Genomic DNA, 18471 nt, shown 5'->3' with positions numbered 1-18471 from the left:
CTCAGCCCTCTCGTGCAACATCGGCCAGCCGCAGGATGCGCCCCGCACCTTTTGCGGCAACATAAAGCTCGTCGCCCCGTTCGCTGGTTGAAACACAACCATGCATCGCGCCATCTGCGCGCGAATGAAAACTACGCAATGGCCGCATCTTAGGATCACATTGCGCCACCAGCCCGTAAGATCGGGTCAAAGCATAGGCCTTCATGACCCCCATTTGTTTCAGCTGGCTTCCCTGCATCGGTTCGCGGAAGGAAAGACCTGATCCCAACGCGGGCGCCATCCATAACGGTTCGGGAACTTCGGCCAGCATGCGGTTGCGGTATTCATCTTCGGTCAGAATGAATTCGACCAACTGGTTTCGGATTGAATAAAAGCTAAGCCAGAACCCTGCATCTACGGCCGGTGTGATCCGCGCGGGATAGGCAGGCAGATGTTCAAGCACCACTTCGCTTTTACCTGTGGACAGATCCACAGACAGCACCCGATGGCGCCAGCTTTCTGTAAGATAAATCTTTTGCGATCCCGTTAGTGCAATGCCCGATGCCCACGCCAGATCACTTAGAACCTGCGATGTAGTTCCCTGCGCCAGATCCAGTTTCCATAGGCTGCCACGACGGCCTTTTTCCATCAGATCCCTGCGCCAGTTGGCAGCAGGGTTTCGATCGGACCCTTGTGTGACCAGCAATGTGTTGGCGTCCAAAAATGCCAAGGATGTGGGGTAATCGGGGCCTTTTTCGCCGACCCCGCCAAACACACGACCATCGTGTGGCCCGCCCCTGATCACAACGCCCTGACCTTCAATACCTATGGCCAGCATACCTTTGCCGCCCGCCATAGCCGAAATCTCGGCTGGAAAGGTATCTATGGTTTCATGGGCAGTTTCGCCCCTGCCAAACCGCAACAGCGTATTGCCTGACGAACAGAATAACCCCTTTTCAGTGGAAACAAGGTTATCCACGCCCTCTATTTCCGCAAACACTTCGGCGGTATCAAGGGCTGTATTTGGCATCAGCGGGCCATCAAGGATCGGCACAGTAATTGCAGCTTCACCACGCCCCAAACGGCGGTTTATAAAACGTCGGATCGCAGTCATTCAGGCTTCCTCCAATAGGTGTCCACCCCACACCAGTTCTGATCGGCATCGGGCAGTTTCAGCGTGCCCATGCGGTTGTTAAAGATACCGCACAGGTAAAGCGTGCCCTTATGCTCGCGCATCGAAGTAATCATCGGATGCTTGTGTCCGCCTTCATCCCAAAGGCTTTCAAGAATTTCGCCCTTTTCGTTGAATTTAAGCACGCAACCTGTGTTCAGGTTTGGCATCAGCCACGCATCTTCGGATACACGCCGCGCCATGCGGCGGCGAAAGCCCGGCAATTCCAACGACAGATCCAATGCCGGTGTCCGCGACCCCATCAGAGCCAGCCAATAGGTGCCATCAGACGCACGGTTGATGTTATCTGGATATCCGGGCAGCCCTTCGATGACCCGCTCAACAGTGCCCTTTTTGGGGCCCGCATAATAATAACGGTTGATCCGACAAGCCCAGCTTTCTGCGAACAGAACGGATTCACCATCATAAGATGTGCAGACACCATTCGGGAAAATCAGGTTACTTTTTAGCGTTTTAGTCGTCTTGGTCTTTGGATCGAAACAGATCAAGCGACCATTTCCACGACTTTCCAGCGCATCTGCATACCAGTCGTGCATTTCAAAGCGTTTGGTGGCCTCTGAAAAAATGATCCGACCGTCAGGAAGAATATCACAGTCATCCGCCAACTTCATTACCGCGTCATCAGCGACCGAAGTCCAACTTCTGTTGGTTTCTGCGGTTTGCAAGCTGACTGTGCCATCTGGCGTAATCTGATACAGCCCCATGCCTCCGACGCAGACAGACATGTTACCCTCGGCGTCAAACAACATCCCCATCGGGGCCCCGCCGATATGCGCAAAAACTTCATGTTCAGTGTAATTTGGTGGGAACCAGCGCAGGATGTCACCGTGCCGACTGCCCGTGTAAAGATTGTCGTCACGGTCAAATATCACATCTTCAGCACCGTCCAGAACGCCCAAACCGATCACACCCACATCGCGCAAACGATCGTTTGGTTTCATTGGGCCGTCATCCGTGGAAATCGCAGGAGGCATCTTGTTGTAAGTCGGCGAAATATAAACCGCACGTAGCAATTTGTGCCGGTTCTTGACCCAGCGCACATCCAAAAACACAGCAACAACCAGAATAAGCCCAAGCAACAGCGCGTTCACCGGACCGGGAATGCCAAGCGATAGCAAAGAGTTCGACAACAACAGTACAAAAACCGTACCCATCAGCGCCTTTGAAACAGATCCGCGACCACCGCCCAGCGAAATGCCGCCCAGCACGGTTGCCGTTAAGGCCTGTAATTCAAGCCCAGAACCAATATCCGAAGCCGCCGAGCCGATCCGCGCTGAAAACAGAAACGCCGCCAAGGCCACGAAAAACGAGCATAACACATAGGCCGAAAACACCGTCCAACGCACATTAATGCCTGCGTTATGCGCAGAGCGCCGCGCACCGCCAACAGCCATCAAACGCCATCCGTACCGACCGCGTGATAGAACGATGTGCAGGGCAAGCGATATAGCCGCCATCATCAAAAATGAAACAGGCAGCCCCCAGACCAGCCCTATTCCCAAGAATTCGAACACGCCGGATTCAGGGTAGTTCATGACGATATCTGTCGAAATCTCGGGGAAGACAATATCAAAGATCGAGCGGAAAATGATCAAAGTAACCAGCGTGGTCAGAAAGGCGCGCATCCGTAAGATGCCCACCAAAAACCCGTTGATCGCACCACAGGCCACACCAACACCAAGCGTCGCAAGCAGCCCAAGACCTAGGCTCGCCCCCTCGACGTTCATCATATAAAGTGCTGTGGTAACTGTAAGCGCGAAGGTGGAACCGACCGAAAGATCAATCCCACCCGAAATCATCACGATGGACAATCCCAGCACGATAAGCCCCAACTCTGCCACCTGACCGGATAGAATGGAAATGGTCCCGAACTCAAAAAAGCGGGGCACAATCGACCCGAATACGGCGATGATCAAAGCAAGTGCAAAGAACGGAATCGCGCTATCGGCCCATTTTTTGTTCAGGATTTCGCCCATAACGTGATCGGGCAATAGCCGATACCGCCACCGGACGATGGATTGAGAGAGGCTCATCTGCAGTGTCCTTACTTCAGTTGATCAATGGTCCAACAGTTCCGACCTGTGGCGTTGTCTTTATCAACGCGCGTGATCGGCCCGAAAAATACAGTCGCTTCAGAACCGGCCGGGCGTTCGGGATGCTGCAAGAACTCGGAAATCTGCTGCGCTGCAATTTCGGCCTGAATGGGTGCGTTAAAATTGTAAACGACGTCCAGCATGCCTTTTTCAATACTTTCGCAAGCCGTCGCCGCGCCAGCACCGTTGGTTACGATTGTCACCTGATCCTGTTTGCCAGCGGCTACAACGGCAGCACCAGCGCCCACTTCGGCATTGTCCCAGATGCCCATGATCCCGCAAAGGTCAGGATGCTGTTGCAGCACCGTTTCGGTGATCTGGCGGGCTTTTTCACTGTCGTAATCGGCGGGTTGATCCGAAACCAGTTCCAACTCTGGGTTTTCTGCCAGAACTTGATCCAGTCCTTCGCGCATATAAATATTTGCAGCGCCGGTCTGAACCCCTGCCAACCAGACAATTTTCTTCGAAGGCGCGCCCTCTGCAAGACAGGTCTTGGCCAGTTCTCCAGCTTCAAGACGTCCCATCTCGATCCAGTCGTTACCAACATAGCTGTCGGTCTGGGTGATGGATTGCATGTTGATTTGCAGAATTTTGATGCCAGCAGCCTGCGCTTGTTTCAGTGCGCGTGCATAGGTCTGAACATCGGGGTTCTGTACGATCAACACATCGGGTTTGTCCGCAATAGCGCCTTGCAGTGCACGGATACCTGCTGCTGTATCCATATTCGGGTCACGGACCTGAAAATCAAAACCGTAACGTTCTGCATGTCTTTCCCAAACGGCAGTCCATGCTTGGTTAAGGTCCATTCCCTGTGACAGCGGAATAAAGATAACCCGTTTACCTTCCAGAGCGCTTAAATAGGCAGCGCGGCCCACTTGTTCTATGTCCCGTGCCGAAACAGCACCAGTCAAAGCCGTAGTTGCAACCAGCGCAGCCATAGCCACTTTCTTGAAATTCATCATTTGGTTTCCTCCCTTGATGATTTTTGGTTCAGTTGTAATTTTGTGTTAAATATCACCGCTCTGGGACGTCTGTTCATCCCGTGGGTTGATCACCGCATCAAATGCAAGTGCGGCCAGCAGGATCACACTTTTGATGAGGTTTTGGCTTGTGTAGCTGAAGTTCATGATCGTCATTCCGTTGATCAGGATGCCAACCAAAATTGTACCGACCAACACGTTGCGCACACCGCCTTGCCCGCCCGATAGGCTGATGCCGCCCAGCACAACAACAAGCAAAACATCGTAGATCAAAGTTGAATTATACAGCCGCGTGTTGATGCCCGACACAAGTCCAGTCAACAGAATACCCGCGCCATAAGCGATCAGCGCAGAGATCATATATTGCATAATAACTACCGTCCGCGAGGGAAGGCCCGATGTACGCGCAGTCGCCGGATTGTCGCCAGAAGCATAGATAAAACGGCCAAAGCGGGTAAATTGCAAAAACAGCGCGACAAGTGCCGCAACCAGTGCAAAAACAATTACCGATACGGGCACGCCGAATAAAATGCCGGACCCGATATACGTCAGCCAGTCGATCCCGCTGGGGGCGTAAAGAACATCAGAATTGAACGCAACGCGGCCACCGCCATAAACCACCGAAGCCATTGCAAGTGTCGCAAAAATCGGTGGCACCTCGGCAACCGCAATTAGAATGCCGGTTATCAATCCACAAATAGCAACCAGCGCAGCCCCGATTAGGATGGCTTCACCGAATGCAAACCCCTGTGTTGAAAGCCAAATCGCAAACGCGACGCCAACCACCATCACTGCGACCATTGTCAGGTCAATACCGCGACCAACAACAACAAAGCCCATACCGACGGCGAGAATGCCAAGTATTGACACGTTTTTAAGCAAAGCAAGGATATTGCCCTGTGTCAGAAACTTGTCCAACACCAAAGAAAAAACCACAAAAAGAGCCACGGCAATCGTAGTGACCACGCCTTCCTGTGTGATCTTGAAAGAACCGCCTGCGCGGCCTGATGTCCTGTCCTGTTGTGCCGAACTCATGTAGCCTCCCTTTGCATCGGCCACAGGCGTACCCCCTGACCAATACGGTCAGATGCGACGACGATAACAAATGCATTCTCCTCAAACGGGCCTCAAAGGCCCTCCGCCTCCAAACGGATTCTCGAACCGCAACTGATGCTTGTGGTTCGGTATGCTTCACAATGGCAGAGAAGGTGAAAGGACAGCAATTTTGATTTTCTGATGGCCCGTGCAGAAAATGACGTCACAGTAACACGTCCTGTGCTTTTCCATCGGGACATGGTCGAATACGCTTATCCAAAGCGTTTGGACCGCTGATGGTTTAAACGCCCCAGACAAGGACCGTCGTGGTCGGTGAGGAGAGTATAATGAACGTCGGAATTATCGGAGTCGGGCTGATGGGCCACGGCATTGCGCGCAATGTGTTGGCACGGGGCGGTTTTGCGCTGCATTTTTTGGATCACCCGGGAAACCAGCCGGTGGACGAAATTAAAAAACTAGGCGCAAAGCCCTGTGAAACCCCTGCCGAAATTGCTGCTGCTAGTGATGTTGTGATCCTTTGCGTCACGGGTTCGGCGCAGGTCGAATCCATTATTACGGGCGAAAACGGCCTCCTTGCGGGGCTAAAACCCGGTACAGTGATTGTGGATTGTTCCACCGCCTTGCCGGAATCCACGGTGCGTATGGGCAAGGTCGTCAATGAAGCTGGCGGGGATTACATAGATGCCCCGATGACGCGAACCGCCCAACACGCACATGAAGGCAAGTTAAACTTGTTGGTCGGCGGTGACATCGCAGTTCTGGACAAAGTACGGCCAATACTTTCTTCCTTTACCGAAATGGTCACGCATGTAGGGGCGCTTGGTCACGGCCATCGCCTTAAATTGTTGCACAACTATGTGTCTATCGGATTTATGACCCTCCTGGCGGAAGCCGCTGCACAATCGGCTGATGCAGGTGTTGATCCCGAAGTCTTTGTTGACGTTTTAGCCAACGGCGGTGGGGCCAGTGCGGCGCTACAGCGCCTTGCACCCTTTATCACTGATGGTAATCGCGATGGGCTGCCGTTCTTTGTGAGCAATGCACAAAAGGACATAGATTATTATCGCGCCATGTCCGGTGAAGCAGGCGCACAGCAGATCATTGCAGATGGTGTCGCCAGTGCCATTGGCACCGCAGTAGATGCTGGCGAAGGTCAGGCCTATGTACCAGAATTGGTCCGTATCTTTAGCAAGAGCGCAAACTGATCCGCGCTACTGCTTAGCCTGAATTGGCCTGACCTGCACCCAGCGGGTCAGGCCGGTTCTGCCAAACTGTCACACAATTGACGCGCGACTTCTGTGGTGCTGGCCGATCCGCCAAGATCAGAGTTAAGACACCCCCCCGCCAATGCCCCAACAGACACTTGCCGAATGCGTTCTGCTGCTTGGGACAGTCGCGGATCTGAATGGCGATCTGCCAGCCAATCCAGCATCGACGCCGCCGATAAAACCATACCATAGGGGTTTGCAATTCCCTTGCCCGCGATATCAGGGGCCGAACCGTGGGACGGCTGGAACAATCCGTTTTCTTCCCCGACTTCGCCGGATGGGGCCATGCCAAGCCCGCCAATAGTCGCCGCCGCCAGATCCGATAGAATATCACCGAACATATTCTCGGTCACAATGACATTGTAATGTTCGGGCCGTAGCACCATATACATCGACATTGCATCAACGATTGCATATTCGGTTTCAATATCCGGATAGTTTTGCGCCACTTCGTCAAAAACCGATCTGAAAAATGCATAGCTGCGCAGCACATTGGCCTTGTCGCAACAGGTCACCCGCCGCACGCCGTCCTCTGGCGCTCCATTTGAAGCCTGTGCAAGCCTAAAGGCTTTGTGAACAATCCGTTCAATGCCTGCGCGTGTCTGAACAAGCGTATCCACGGCTACGTCCCCACGCAACAAAGAGCCCGCGCCGCGCGCCGCATAAAGCCCTTCGCTGTTCTCACGTACAATCACATAGTCAATTGATCCGGGTTTGGCGCGACTAAGTGCGCTCTCAACGCCTTCGTACAGGCGGATTGGTCGAATATTGGCAAATAGATCCAATTCAAACCGCGTGCGCAGAGAAAAATCGACTCCGACTTCAGTGCCATCTGGATGAACAACCCCAGGCAAACCAGCAGCCCCATGTAGAATAGCATCTGCTTGCGCACAGGCATGTCTGGTTTCTTCTGGCAGGCTTTCACCTGTTTTTAGGAAATGTGACGCACCTGCCGGATACTCGGCAAAACAAAGCAAGTCAGGCCCCAATGCCGCCTTCAGGACTTCGATTGAAACCGCGCAAATTTCAGGGCCGATTCCGTCCCCATGCACAACGGCAATTTCATAACTGTCTTTCATGTTTTCACGTCTCCCTTGGATAACAACCAGCGCAGTAAATCTGTGATCGCCCGTTTCAGGCCCGACACACCAATCACAAGCGCCCTATGGTTGTACAAGCAGGGAACAGTCCTTGGATGCCAGTCTGATTATCTGAACACAGCATTAGTTTTCCTTGTCAGCACAGATTGTCTGGACAGTGTTGGGGTCACAATATGGCGGATTTCCCCGCAATAAACACCGCTTCGGTGTTCGAAGATGCATTTTACTTCCGGTAGATTTTATGGATATGGTTTCCCACTGTGCCAACAGTAATTGCCATCTGACTGGCAATTTCGCCCCGTTTGTAGCCCTTTGCGATCAGTCCCAGAACCTCACTCTCGCGCTCGGCCAACAGGTCTTTGCCTTCTTGGGTCGCTGTATCGCCCCTGACGATAGTTAGCAGATAATGGGCAATCTGCGGGCTGATCGGCGCGCCGCCTTCAAGCACAATTTCAATTTCTTTCACAACGCCACTCCGCCGCCGCTGCCGCGCGGATTACGTCGATGCCTGACCCGTCGGGCAGTCTTAAATCTGTCAAAAGAAAATCAGGTCGGTGATGGGTCAGCATAGACAGGGCTTCGGCCATTGTCTGGCTGCTGCCAATCACCTGAAGCGACTGGGAAAAATCGCGAACAATTCATTCAGCCCCGACACCCCGAAACCTGAAACCTGAAACATCAGTCCCCTTTAATCGGTTTTTAACTTTTCAAGCTCGTCGACCACCGATTGAAGATGAGGCCGTTCCCCGCCGTCCATACCTTCATTTGAGGCGCGAAGAAGGGCTTCTTCGTTTAACTTCCACGCTTGCAAAATTTCCCGTTTTTGATCGGATGTCCATGTGTCGTCAGCCACGACGTCCTTGGGTGTTTCGTAGTGTTTCTCAGGCGTGAGGCAAATGTCTTTTAGTGCAGCATCATCCATTTTAAACGTCCTCCTTATATGTGTCTGACGCGGGGTCTCTCCTATCAAAAACGGCATTCATGCCCACGCGCTCTATTGCATAAAAGTATAACGCGCAGAATGGAGTTTGGTTCCAAACCTACGAACATAAGCGGCAAGCAGACGGCGTTTATAATGACAAGTAATGTGAACTCCACTCCCCAGCGGTTCAGCGTGGCAGGAGGGATTTCAAGACCACGCAACGCCCTTTAAGCACCCGAAAAACTGGCAAATATTGCCGGTGTGGAACAGGGTGTTGCTGTACATATTCCGCTAGGGTGCATGCTCTGAGCGGGCAGATCGGCGCGAACTAAGACTGTTCGCTCACTTGGCGCAATGCACCGCGCAGGGCACGGGATTGCAAGGGGTCCGACAGACGCGATTCTGGCGCATATCCCATCCGTTTCAGTGCGGCATGTTCTTGCGGGTGGGGGGGCATGTTGAACGACGCGAGTATTAAGCCCATTAGTTTTCGTTTGCTGCTGATCGCATCGCCCAGACAAGCCAGCGCGGGCAACAGGGCTTTCTCTGTTTCGTCAAAATCAGTACCAAGCGGAAAGTCCGGCAACAAGGTTTTGCGGAACGGTTTAACCCAGTGCCCCAGCGCGTCCGGCGTATTGCGCCTGTGTGCATCTGGAACATGCCAGTCTGGTGCCAGTTTTCCGGCTGATTTTGCTTTTTGGGTCAGATCGCCCTGAAATCTGCTGTCAGCGATACAGATCAGGCGTTTGATGACCTGTTCGTCGGTTTCTCCACGCAGATAGGCGGCACCGTATTCTGTAACGACCACATCCCGCATGTGCCGTGGGACGGTTGTCAGGGGCAGTTGCCAGACAATGTTTGATGTAACTGCCCCACCGCTGATGCGGGTTGCGGGCAGAGTTAAAATAGCTTGCGCATTTTCCAGCGCGAAAGCCTGTTCAAAAAAGTTGAATTGCCCGCCAACACCGCTGACCACCTGTCCGAGCTTTGCAGAGTCTGACATGGCATCCCCCAACAGACTGACCTGCATCGCGCCGTTCACAAAGCGTGCGTCTTTACGGGCGGCGCGTTTGGCGGTTTCGTCCCCGTAAAGCGCGTTGGTAAAGCTGACGGGCTTCATCTGGATTTTGGCGCGTTCGCTTGCGGGCATGTTGCGCAGGCGTTCATACATATCGCGTGCTTCAACGAAGAACCCCGCATGAATCACGGCACCGTCCACTTCGCGTTTTAAAACGCCGCCTTGCATAAGCGCCAGCAAGCCACCGACCAGCATTTCAGTAACCGCGTAAAGACCCGTGTCAAAGGGCACGGTTTCATCGCCGGTCAACGGGAACGGGGCGGCGGTAAACACATCATCCAGTTTTTGTTGGTCGCGCAACAGGATCGCATTTGCCACCGCATCACCAATCGCACCAATCCCGATTTGCAGCGTCCCCCCGTCGCGCACCAGCCGTGACACATGCAGGCCGATCGCGTGCTGGGCGTCTGATACAGGGCGGCGAACGGCTGAAAACAGATCAATTTGTTGTGCAGGTTCCAACACCATCCCAAAGGCGTCTGCCGTAAGAACGGCATCCCCGTCCATAAAGGGCAAGGCATCATTCAATTCTGCAACAGCAAGGAAATCCATCTTGCCTGCCGCACGCATTGCGAAAAGATCGGCGGATATATCCGTATTACACGACATACTAAACCGCGTGCCGTCACGGGGCATCAATTGCGCAAGCAGATTGGGGCGTTGGGCAACCAGCACATCGCGGGCATATGTGTAATTGGCGGCGATGTAATGGCGCTGTGCGTATTCATTTCCCAGCCAATTGCCCGCCTGAAAGAAAAACTCTGACACTGTAATATTATCGGGCAGCGCAGCGTTCCTGATTTTTTCGGCATAGATCAGTGGCGGCATGGTCCCGAACAACCGGTCCATCGCGGGTTCCAGAAACCGTTTTTCCATATCGGTTTCTGGCACGGGTCGTTGCAAGGTCAAGGCGGTGAATATTTTCAACGTTAAGGATTTATCGTTCAGCGCAGCACGGGTCAGGGCGTTGACCAGTGTCACAGGTTTCCCAAGCCCAAGCGGCAGGGCAAGGCGGATTTCGCCGCCAAGCTGCTGGAAAAGCGCGCGCGCCAATGCATCGGCATCGCTATAGACCTGTGGGTTTTCAGCCAAGGGCAGACCATCCTTTGTCTGGTGTAAAGCGCGGTCCGTGATCGTTCGCCAATCTTTGCAGGGTTTCCGTAACATCGCTGATCCCGCGGGCACGGGCATAGTGTATCGGCCCGCCGCGGAACGGGGCCCATCCGGTTGCAAAGATCAACGCGCCGTCGATTTGGTCTTCGCCATGTGCGATCCCTTCGCGCAAGATTTCCACGCAGGCGTTCAGCATCGGTAGAATGAGTCTGTCTGTCAAATCGGCAGGAGCCTGTTCCAGATCCGCATCAGGGCGCGGGGTGCCTTCTGACCAGTCGTAAAAACCCGCGCCGGTTTTTTTGCCCAATTTGCCGCTGTCAACACGGCGACGCAGATCGTCACTGATTGGTGGCATCGGCGTATCCAGACTTTCGGACAGGCTTTCTGCCACATGCAAGCCCACATCAAGCCCAACCTGATCGGCCAGCGCAACTGGGCCCATCGGCATCCCGAATTGAATTGCAGCAGTGTCGATCACACGTTTATCGACACCCTCATCCATCAAGACCATCGCTTCCAGCATGTAGGGCACCAACGCGCGGTTAACAACAAAGCCCGGATAATCCGCTATGGGCGCCGGAAGTTTGCCTGTCGAACCACAAAACGCCGCAAGGCGTTGTGCCGTTTTCTTGCTGGTGGCAGTCCCGCTAATGACTTCGACAAGGTCGATTTGTGACACAGGGTTAAAGAAATGCAAACCGGCAAAAGACTCTTTGTCGGGGGCAAATCCGGCCAGTTCATCCACAGACAGGCTGGATGTATTGGTTGCAAGTATGGCGCCTTTTTTCAGCTTGCCTTTCAGCCCTTGATAGATCTTTTCCTTCAGTTCTTTTTGTTCGCTTGCCGCTTCGATCACCAGATCCGCGCGTTCCAGACCATATCCCTGTGGATCGGGCATCAAACGGTCCAGCGCATCGCGGGTCTGGAGTGTGCTAAGGTGTTTATTTTTGCAAATTTGCACGGCGCGATTGATTGCCTTGCCCAAAGGGTCCGTTTCAATATCGCCCAGCGTGACCCGCTTGCCTTTGATCGCGGCTGCGGTTGCGATTTCAGCGCCCATTGCACCTGCGCCAATCACATGGACATGGTTGATACCATCATCTCCGCGCCCAGCCTGCTTCAGCTTTTGGCGCAGAAAGAAAACCCGCCGCAGGTTCTTGGATGTTTCGGTTTGCAGCAGTTTTGCAAAGCTTTCGATTTCACCCTTTTGCATTGCCTTAGGGTCATCACCGTGTTCTTCCCACAGATCAATCAGCGCATAAGGCGCAGGATAATGCTGTTCCGGCGCTTTCTTTGCGGCTTCCTTGCGCATCTGCCCCGCCGCAAGGGTGCGCGCCTGATCCAGCCCGAAGGTGCGTGATGTCAAGCCCGGCTGGTGCTTGTTAATCTTGCCTTCAATCACGGCCGCCACAGCGCCGTCTATGTGGCGTTCTTCGACCACAAGATCGACAATCCCCAGGGATTTAGCCCGTTTGGTATGGGCGGTTTTTCCTGTCAGCATCATGGTCATTGCGTCTGTCCCACCGATCAGGGCTGGCAGGCGAACCGTGCCACCAAGCCCGGGATGAAGCCCAAGTTGGACTTCGGGAAACCCGAAAGAGGCCCCTGTTACGCCAATGCGGAAATCACAGGCCAGCGCCAGTTCGAAACCAGCCCCCAGTGCCGCACCGTGGACGATGCAAATCGTCGGGCAATTTAAGGCTTCGATCCGGTCCAGAACACCATGGGCCTGCTTCAAAAGATCCGCCGCTCCTTCATCTGTCATGGCTTCAAAGCCGCTGATGTCCGCCCCCGCCGCAAAACCGGATTCTTTGGCAGAGCGGATCACAAGCGCACTGGGAAGATCGGCTTCAAGCGCTTTGATATGGCTGTCCAAGGTGCGGATTACGTCTTGTGAAATGGTGTTCGTGCTTGTGTCTTGTTTGTCTAGTACCAGCCAAACCACACCCGCATCATCGCGGCCTGTTCGCCAGATCCCGTCCGATTCACCGACAGGACCAAGTTCAAGTTTCGTTTCACCAAGGAACTCAAGTACATGTCCGGTCATCACACTGCCTCCAATAACATTGCGCCGCCCAAGCCACCGCCGATACATTCTGTGGCGATGCCCCGTTTGCCGCCGCGCTGTTTCATTGCGTTTGCCAGATGCAACACAATACGGTTGCCGCTGGTGCCAACGGGATGGCCAAGGGAAATCGCGCCGCCATCCACGTTCAGTTTGTCACGATCAATCCGGCCAAAGGCGGTATCATATCCTAACACCTCGCGACAGAAATCATCGTCATTCCATGCAGCAAGGCAGGATAGAACCTGAGCGGCAAAAGCTTCGTTCAATTCCCACAGGTCTATATCTTCGTTATTCAAATTGTGACGCTGCAAAATCGGTGTTGTGCTTAAGACTGGGCCAAGCCCCATTATAGATGGATCAAGCCCCGCCCATTCGCTGTCGGTGATTTCTGCAAGCGGCTTCAGCCCGTGCAATTCAACGGCTTTTTCCGAAGCAAGAATGCACCAGCTTGCGCCATCCGTGATCTGGCTTGAATTCCCTGCGGTCACTTTGCCATAGGGTGGTTCAAACACGGGTTTAGGTTTGGACAGACCGTCCAGATCACTGTCAGGGCGTAGTCCGGTATCCTGATCGTAAACCGTTCCGTCCCGATCAAAAGCGGGCATCATTTCCTCTTTCAGGCGCCCTTCGGTATGGGCGGCTGCAAGCCGGTGATGACTTTGCATCGCATAGGTATCAGCAGTTTTGCGATCTATGCCGAAACGATGCGCCAGCACTTCGGCAGTTTGCCCCATAGACAGGCTTGTTATCGGATCCGTTAACCCCCGTTCCAGACCGACAACCGGTTTGAAAAATTCGGGCCGTAGCCCTGCCATGGCTTTCGCCTGATCAAGCGGCCCTTTTGCCGCGTTCATCCTGCCAAACCATTCCACCGCCGAAGAGCGCAGGGTCAGGGGTGCATGGCTCAACGCCTCGGTGCCGCCTGCAAGGATCATCTGATGATCGCCGGAACGTATGTAACGGTAGGCGGTATCGATGCTTTGCATGCCAGAGCCGCAGTTGATTTGCGTGGAAAACGCAACGGTTTCTTCGGGCAATCCAAGGCGTAATCCTGCAACGCGGGCGGGGTTCATTTCATCAGCGATGACATTCACGCAGCCAAGGATCACCAGATCAAATGCGGCGCGATCAAAGGGTTGGCGCGCCAAAAGTGGTCTGCCGCATTGAACTGCCAGATCTACGGGCGTGAACGGACCGGGGCCACTGCGGGCTTTCAGGAACGGGGTGCGGGCGCCATCTACAAGGAAAACGCGCTGGGTTTTTCGGGTATTCATTCTGCGGCCTCTTGTGTGGGGTGTTTGGGTTCAGGGGCGGGGAACAGGGCGGCCAACTCGTCGGGGGTATAATCATCCACCGCAACCACCTGATCCACCAAGGTTTGCATCGCGTGGATTTCAGAAAGTTCTGCATCGCTTAGAATGCCAGCCGTCAACGCCTGCTGGGGCGTTTTGCCTGCATCGCGCAGCCGTTTCATAACCGGTGCCATTTCTACAACTTTGGCATAGCAGCTATTCAGAACATCCACGCCGTTACGCTGGCATCCTTTGTGCAGATCGCCGGTAATGCGGTCCCGTGTGGCAGATGGTTCGTACAGCAGGTCACTACATTGCACGGTAAGTCTGTCATCGGGTTTTCGGGTTGTCGCGCCGGGTAATGTTAACATGCGCAACACCACTGCGGCCCAGCGGGCAGGCAGGTTCGCAATCACACTATCCAGTGCGGATTGGATATTATGCAAAGCGTTTTGTGCGGCGTATTGCAGAACGGGCAGATCGGCGTCCTGCCGACCTTCGTCATCCCACCGTTTCAAGGCTGCTGACAGAATATACATTTCGGACAGAATATCACCCATCCGCCCCGAGATCATTTCCTCGCGCTTCAGCGCACCGCCCAAAGTCAGGAACAGAAAGTCTGCGGTCAGCGCATAGGCGGCGGACCAGCGTGACAGTTGTCGGTAAATCGGTGTGGCTTTGCCCGCATCAGGGGCAGGCGCAAACCGCCCGCCTGTCAGGGCACGACCCCATGCACGGAACAGGGTTTTCGTTGTATGACCGACATGGGCCCAAAGGCTTTTGTCGAACATTTCAAGGGATTTATCGGGGTCTTTTTCCTGTAGCGCCAACATATTATCAAGCATATGCGGGTGCGCACGAATAGAACCCTGTCCGAAAATTATCAGACTGCGGGTCACGATATTCGCGCCTTCAACGGTAATGCCGATGGGAACTGCGCGGTACAGCGGCAATAAATAATTCGAAGGCCCGTCAATCACCGCCTTACCGGAATGCACATCCATCGCATCATTGATTGCACTGCGCATTTTATAGGTGGCATGGGCCTTCATGATAGCAGAAATAACAGACAGGGCGCGCCCTTCATCAAGGCCGGCGCAGGTCAGGTGCCGTGCGGCATCCATCGCATAGGCATCTGCGGCAAGCCCGCCCAATCTGGACTGGATGCCGCCGAATTTGCCGATAGGCAAATTGAACTGCTGACGGATGCGCGCATAGGCCCCCGTGGTATGGGCCGAAAGCGCGATGGCAGCGCAGCCCATAGATGGCAGCGAGATCCCACGGCCAGCGGCAAGGGCACTCATCAACATCATCCAGCCTTTGCCGGCATATTCAGGACCACCGATAATGTGGTCCAGTGGAATAAAAACATCTTTGCCGGTTGTGGGGCCGTTCATAAACATGGTCGAGGATGGTATGTGCCGCCGTCCTGTTTCCACCCCGTCCAGATCAGTTGGAACCAAGGCGCAGGTGATGCCGATGTCCTGTGTTTCCCCGATCAGCCCGTCCGGATCACGCAGTTTAAAAGCAAGGCCAAGCACAGTACACACAGGTGACAGTGTAATATAGCGTTTCGCCCAGTTCAGACGAATGCCAAGGACTTCTTCACCCTTCCATTGGCCGTTGCAGATCACCCCGTCATCAACCATCGCCCCCGCATCTGAACCGGCCTCTGCGCTGGTCAGCCCGAATGCGGGCAATTCACGCCCGTCGGCAAGGCGGGGAAGCCAGTAATCCTTTTGATCATCTGTCCCAAACTGGTGCAGCAATTCACCTGGCCCCAGAGAGTTGGGCACCATCACCGTGACGGCCGCAGCAACAGAACGGGTCGAAATGAACCGTACAATTTCTGAATGGGCAAAGGCGGAAAAGGCCAGTCCGCCATGGGATTTTGGTATGATCATCCCAAAGAATTTATGATCTCGCAGGAACTGCCAGACCTCTGGCGGCAGATCAGCGGTTTCCTGATTGATTTTCCAATCGTCAATCATGTCGCACAAATCCTGAACAGGGCCATCAAAAAAGGCTTGTTCTTCGGGGGACAGTGTTGGTTTTTTTATCGCGTGCAGTTTTGACCAGTCGGGATTGCCGGAAAACAATTCCGCCTCCCACCAAACCTCTCCGGCGTTCAGGGCCTCGCTTTCAGTTTCGGACAGGGCAGGTAATACGCCTTTTGCCCAAGCGTGGATCGGTTTGGTGACGAAACGTTTGCGAAAACTTGTCATGACTCTCCCTTTCCTGAAACCAACGCAGCAGGGGCTTTAAAGTTCCAAGTTTCTGAAACCGGCAGGAAGACGGGTCATGGCTGATGGGGGGGCTACCTGTGTATTACGGGCTGGATTTCCTTGCCTAAGCGGATTGGTCTCAGGGTTGGTCACGGGGCTATTCGCAAGGATGAACTGGGGGATAGCTTGGTCGTGGGGTAGCTAATTTTTGTTGTTTTCCAGTCCGCAGAATTTTGCTTTGAAACCCTATTGACTTGCATTTGGTCTAGTGGTCTAACCACCAGACCAGTTGTCTGAGTCTGGTGTTCTGGGAGGACATACATGAGCGACCACGCTCTCTTGGCGGTGCAGGGTGCCCCGTTGGAAAAGGTAACGCACCGGTCCGTTAAGGACGAGGTGGCGGAACGTTTTGCAACGCTGATCGTATCGGGCGTTCTGAACGTGGGCGACACACTACCAAGCGAACGTGATCTGGCCGCAACCATGGGCGTAAGCCGCGAAACCATCCGCGGTGCGCTGTTGATCCTGTCTACCAAAGGTATCGTTTCAGTTGTGCAGGGTGCGCGCACCAAAGTGGCATCCGATGACGTGGGCGATCTTGGGTTGCCATCGCTGCTGAACCGTCGTGTTACAGAATATTCGCTGGATGACGTCCACGAAGGACGCCTGATGGCCGAACGACAGGTGGCTGTTCTGGCGGCGCAACGGACAGAGCCGGGCATGCTGAACGAACTGGAACATCTGATAGATGTACAAATGGCCGCAATCAACGATCCGGTGCGGTTCCTGATCGCGGACAGGGCATTTCACACGGCAATTTATCATGCCTGCGGGAATGCGGTTCTCTCTGATCTTGCCACCACACTTTACTCGTATCAGCTGGATCACCGTCGCCGTGCAATCGCAGAACCAGGCGCCATTGCGCAAAGCATTGCGGATCACCGCGTTATCCTGTCGGCCCTGAAAGCAGGTGACGCCAAAGCGCTGGCCGAGGGGCTGGGCGTTCATGAACAACGTATTTACGACAGTACCCGTGCGGTGCTGGCGGAAACAACCAAGAAGGCAACAGAATGAAAGTTACAATCATCGGCGCGGCGGGCATGATTGGCCGCAAACTGGCAGAAACCATCGCAAAAACTGGCAAGCTGGGTGGTCAGGGCGTTGACGCGCTGACATTGGTTGATGTGGTTGCACCCGATGTTGCAACAGATTTCAACGGGCCGCGCGTTTCCGTTGCTGGCGACCTCACAGAAGCGGGCACTGCGGCCAAGCTGGTTGCTGACAGACCGGATGTTATCGTACATCTGGCCGCCATCGTATCGGGAGAAGCCGAGGCGGATATGAACAAAGGGTATCGCGTCAATCTGGATGGCACCCGCGCCCTGCTGGAGTCCATCGCAGCGCAAAATGACTATTGCCCTCGGGTGATTTATGCGTCGTCGCTGGCGGTTTTTGGTGCGCCGTTCCCTGCAAAAATCCCTGATGAATTCCACCTGACACCCCTGACAAGCTACGGCACCCAGAAAGCGATGGGCGAATTGCTGCTGAACGATTATTCGCGGCGCGGTATTCTGGATGGCATCGGGATCCGTTTCCCCACGATCTGCATCCGCCCCGGCAAGCCGAACAAGGCGGCTTCGGGCTTTTTCTCGGGTATTCTGCGCGAACCGCTTAACGGCCAAGAGGCAATCCTTCCGGTGACGGATGACGTACGCCACTGGTTTGCCAGCCCCCGCGCCGCAGTCGGATACATCGACCATGCGGCAACGATGGATACAGCCCCGCTCGGGGCGCAACGTTGCATGACGATGCCCGGGGTAAGTGCAACCGTGGCCGAACAGATCGAGGCCCTTCGCGCCATCGCAGGGGATGACGCCGTGGCGCTGATCCGCCGCATCCCCGATGAAACAATTGCCAGCATCGTCGCGGGCTGGCCACGCGATTTTGAAACCACACGCGCCCTGAAAATGGGCTTCCGTGCCGAGAATTCTTTCGAAGAGATCATTAGGATCTATCTGGAAGATGAGATGGGCCAACCGGCCTGATTGGGAGGGGCACGTAAGCATTTCGCTGCGTGTCAGAAAGACCCTAAGACTTTAATACTA

At 54.3% G+C, this 18471-nt stretch carries 14 protein-coding genes; 3 read left to right on the top strand and 11 right to left on the bottom strand.

What is annotated here, in order from left to right:
• Position 1: 1 nt before the first annotated feature.
• From GGE09_RS19640 to GGE09_RS19625, 4 genes are read right to left on the bottom strand one after another with little or no spacing between them, the layout of a single operon-like run.
• Positions 2-1093, bottom strand: a complete 1092-nt coding sequence (locus GGE09_RS19640; RefSeq protein ID WP_309747893.1) for a hypothetical protein — start codon at positions 1091-1093, stop codon at positions 2-4.
• Positions 1090-3204 (bottom strand): ABC transporter permease subunit, encoded by a 2115-nt coding sequence (locus GGE09_RS19635; protein WP_309747892.1) that lies wholly within the window; start codon positions 3202-3204, stop codon positions 1090-1092. The genes GGE09_RS19640 and GGE09_RS19635 overlap by 4 nt, the downstream gene beginning before the upstream one ends.
• A gap of 11 nt (positions 3205-3215) precedes the next feature.
• Positions 3216-4226: a sugar ABC transporter substrate-binding protein gene (locus GGE09_RS19630; protein ID WP_309747891.1), complete on the bottom strand. Its 1011-nt coding sequence runs from the start codon at positions 4224-4226 to the stop codon at positions 3216-3218.
• 45 nt (positions 4227-4271) lie between these two features.
• A complete protein-coding gene (locus GGE09_RS19625; RefSeq protein WP_309747890.1) occupies positions 4272-5279 on the bottom strand; it encodes an ABC transporter permease in 1008 nt (335 codons plus the stop codon).
• 347 nt (positions 5280-5626) lie between these two features.
• Between GGE09_RS19625 and GGE09_RS19620 the strand changes: the two genes are divergently transcribed.
• Positions 5627-6505, top strand: a complete 879-nt coding sequence (locus GGE09_RS19620; RefSeq protein WP_309747889.1) for an NAD(P)-dependent oxidoreductase — start codon at positions 5627-5629, stop codon at positions 6503-6505.
• Positions 6506-6552: 47 nt separating this feature from the next.
• On the opposite strand, the gene GGE09_RS19615 is transcribed toward GGE09_RS19620, so the two are convergent.
• The 7 genes from GGE09_RS19615 to GGE09_RS19585 form a co-directional block, all read right to left on the bottom strand.
• Positions 6553-7647 (bottom strand): isocitrate/isopropylmalate dehydrogenase family protein, encoded by a 1095-nt coding sequence (locus tag GGE09_RS19615; protein ID WP_309747888.1) that lies wholly within the window; start codon positions 7645-7647, stop codon positions 6553-6555.
• Between the two features lie 244 nt (positions 7648-7891).
• The gene (locus tag GGE09_RS19610) at positions 7892-8134 is read right to left on the bottom strand and encodes a LuxR C-terminal-related transcriptional regulator (protein ID WP_309747887.1); all 243 of its coding nucleotides are present in this window, start codon (positions 8132-8134) and stop codon (positions 7892-7894) included.
• A gap of 222 nt (positions 8135-8356) precedes the next feature.
• Positions 8357-8590 carry a hypothetical protein gene (locus GGE09_RS19605; protein ID WP_309747886.1) on the bottom strand — a complete coding sequence of 78 codons (234 nt, stop codon included), beginning with the start codon at positions 8588-8590 and terminating at the stop codon, positions 8357-8359.
• Between the two features lie 328 nt (positions 8591-8918).
• Positions 8919-10760 carry an acetyl-CoA hydrolase/transferase C-terminal domain-containing protein gene (locus tag GGE09_RS19600; RefSeq protein ID WP_309747885.1) on the bottom strand — a complete coding sequence of 614 codons (1842 nt, stop codon included), beginning with the start codon at positions 10758-10760 and terminating at the stop codon, positions 8919-8921.
• A complete protein-coding gene (locus GGE09_RS19595; RefSeq protein WP_309747884.1) occupies positions 10753-12828 on the bottom strand; it encodes a 3-hydroxyacyl-CoA dehydrogenase NAD-binding domain-containing protein in 2076 nt (691 codons plus the stop codon). Before GGE09_RS19595 ends, GGE09_RS19600 begins: the two co-directional genes overlap by 8 nt.
• Positions 12828-14123 (bottom strand): acetyl-CoA C-acetyltransferase, encoded by a 1296-nt coding sequence (locus GGE09_RS19590; RefSeq protein WP_309747883.1) that lies wholly within the window; start codon positions 14121-14123, stop codon positions 12828-12830. The genes GGE09_RS19595 and GGE09_RS19590 overlap by 1 nt, the downstream gene beginning before the upstream one ends.
• Positions 14120-16366, bottom strand: coding sequence for an acyl-CoA dehydrogenase (locus GGE09_RS19585; protein WP_309747882.1), 2247 nt, complete (start codon positions 16364-16366; stop codon positions 14120-14122). Before GGE09_RS19585 ends, GGE09_RS19590 begins: the two co-directional genes overlap by 4 nt.
• Positions 16367-16687: 321 nt before the next feature.
• On the opposite strand from GGE09_RS19585, the gene GGE09_RS19580 reads away from it, so the two are divergent.
• Together GGE09_RS19580 and denD are read left to right on the top strand one after the other, a co-directional pair.
• Positions 16688-17440 (top strand): FCD domain-containing protein, encoded by a 753-nt coding sequence (locus tag GGE09_RS19580; RefSeq protein WP_309747881.1) that lies wholly within the window; start codon positions 16688-16690, stop codon positions 17438-17440.
• Positions 17437-18411: a D-erythronate dehydrogenase gene (gene denD / locus GGE09_RS19575; RefSeq protein ID WP_309747880.1), complete on the top strand. Its 975-nt coding sequence runs from the start codon at positions 17437-17439 to the stop codon at positions 18409-18411. The genes GGE09_RS19580 and denD overlap by 4 nt, the downstream gene beginning before the upstream one ends.
• The last annotated feature ends 60 nt before the right edge of the window (positions 18412-18471 follow it).

The sequence above is a fragment of the Roseobacter sp. N2S genome, assembly GCF_031454055.1.
GTDB lineage: Bacteria > Pseudomonadota > Alphaproteobacteria > Rhodobacterales > Rhodobacteraceae > Amylibacter.
Note: the sequence above shows the minus strand (reverse complement) of the source record. Positions and strands in the feature narration are given on the sequence as shown.

What these genes read in the sequence shown, in the direction of transcription:
- GGE09_RS19640 (WP_309747893.1), bottom strand. Translation starts at nt 1,093, where the DNA reads ATGACTGCGATCCGACGTTTTATAAACCGCCGTTTGGGGCGTGGTGAA.
- GGE09_RS19635 (WP_309747892.1), bottom strand. Translation starts at nt 3,204, where the DNA reads ATGAGCCTCTCTCAATCCATCGTCCGGTGGCGGTATCGGCTATTGCCC.
- GGE09_RS19630 (WP_309747891.1), bottom strand. Translation starts at nt 4,226, where the DNA reads ATGATGAATTTCAAGAAAGTGGCTATGGCTGCGCTGGTTGCAACTACG.
- GGE09_RS19625 (WP_309747890.1), bottom strand. Translation starts at nt 5,279, where the DNA reads ATGAGTTCGGCACAACAGGACAGGACATCAGGCCGCGCAGGCGGTTCT.
- GGE09_RS19620 (WP_309747889.1), top strand. Translation starts at nt 5,627, where the DNA reads ATGAACGTCGGAATTATCGGAGTCGGGCTGATGGGCCACGGCATTGCG.
- GGE09_RS19615 (WP_309747888.1), bottom strand. Translation starts at nt 7,647, where the DNA reads ATGAAAGACAGTTATGAAATTGCCGTTGTGCATGGGGACGGAATCGGC.
- GGE09_RS19605 (WP_309747886.1), bottom strand. Translation starts at nt 8,590, where the DNA reads ATGGATGATGCTGCACTAAAAGACATTTGCCTCACGCCTGAGAAACAC.
- GGE09_RS19595 (WP_309747884.1), bottom strand. Translation starts at nt 12,828, where the DNA reads ATGACCGGACATGTACTTGAGTTCCTTGGTGAAACGAAACTTGAACTT.
- GGE09_RS19590 (WP_309747883.1), bottom strand. Translation starts at nt 14,123, where the DNA reads ATGAATACCCGAAAAACCCAGCGCGTTTTCCTTGTAGATGGCGCCCGC.
- GGE09_RS19585 (WP_309747882.1), bottom strand. Translation starts at nt 16,366, where the DNA reads ATGACAAGTTTTCGCAAACGTTTCGTCACCAAACCGATCCACGCTTGG.
- GGE09_RS19580 (WP_309747881.1), top strand. Translation starts at nt 16,688, where the DNA reads ATGAGCGACCACGCTCTCTTGGCGGTGCAGGGTGCCCCGTTGGAAAAG.
- denD (WP_309747880.1), top strand. Translation starts at nt 17,437, where the DNA reads ATGAAAGTTACAATCATCGGCGCGGCGGGCATGATTGGCCGCAAACTG.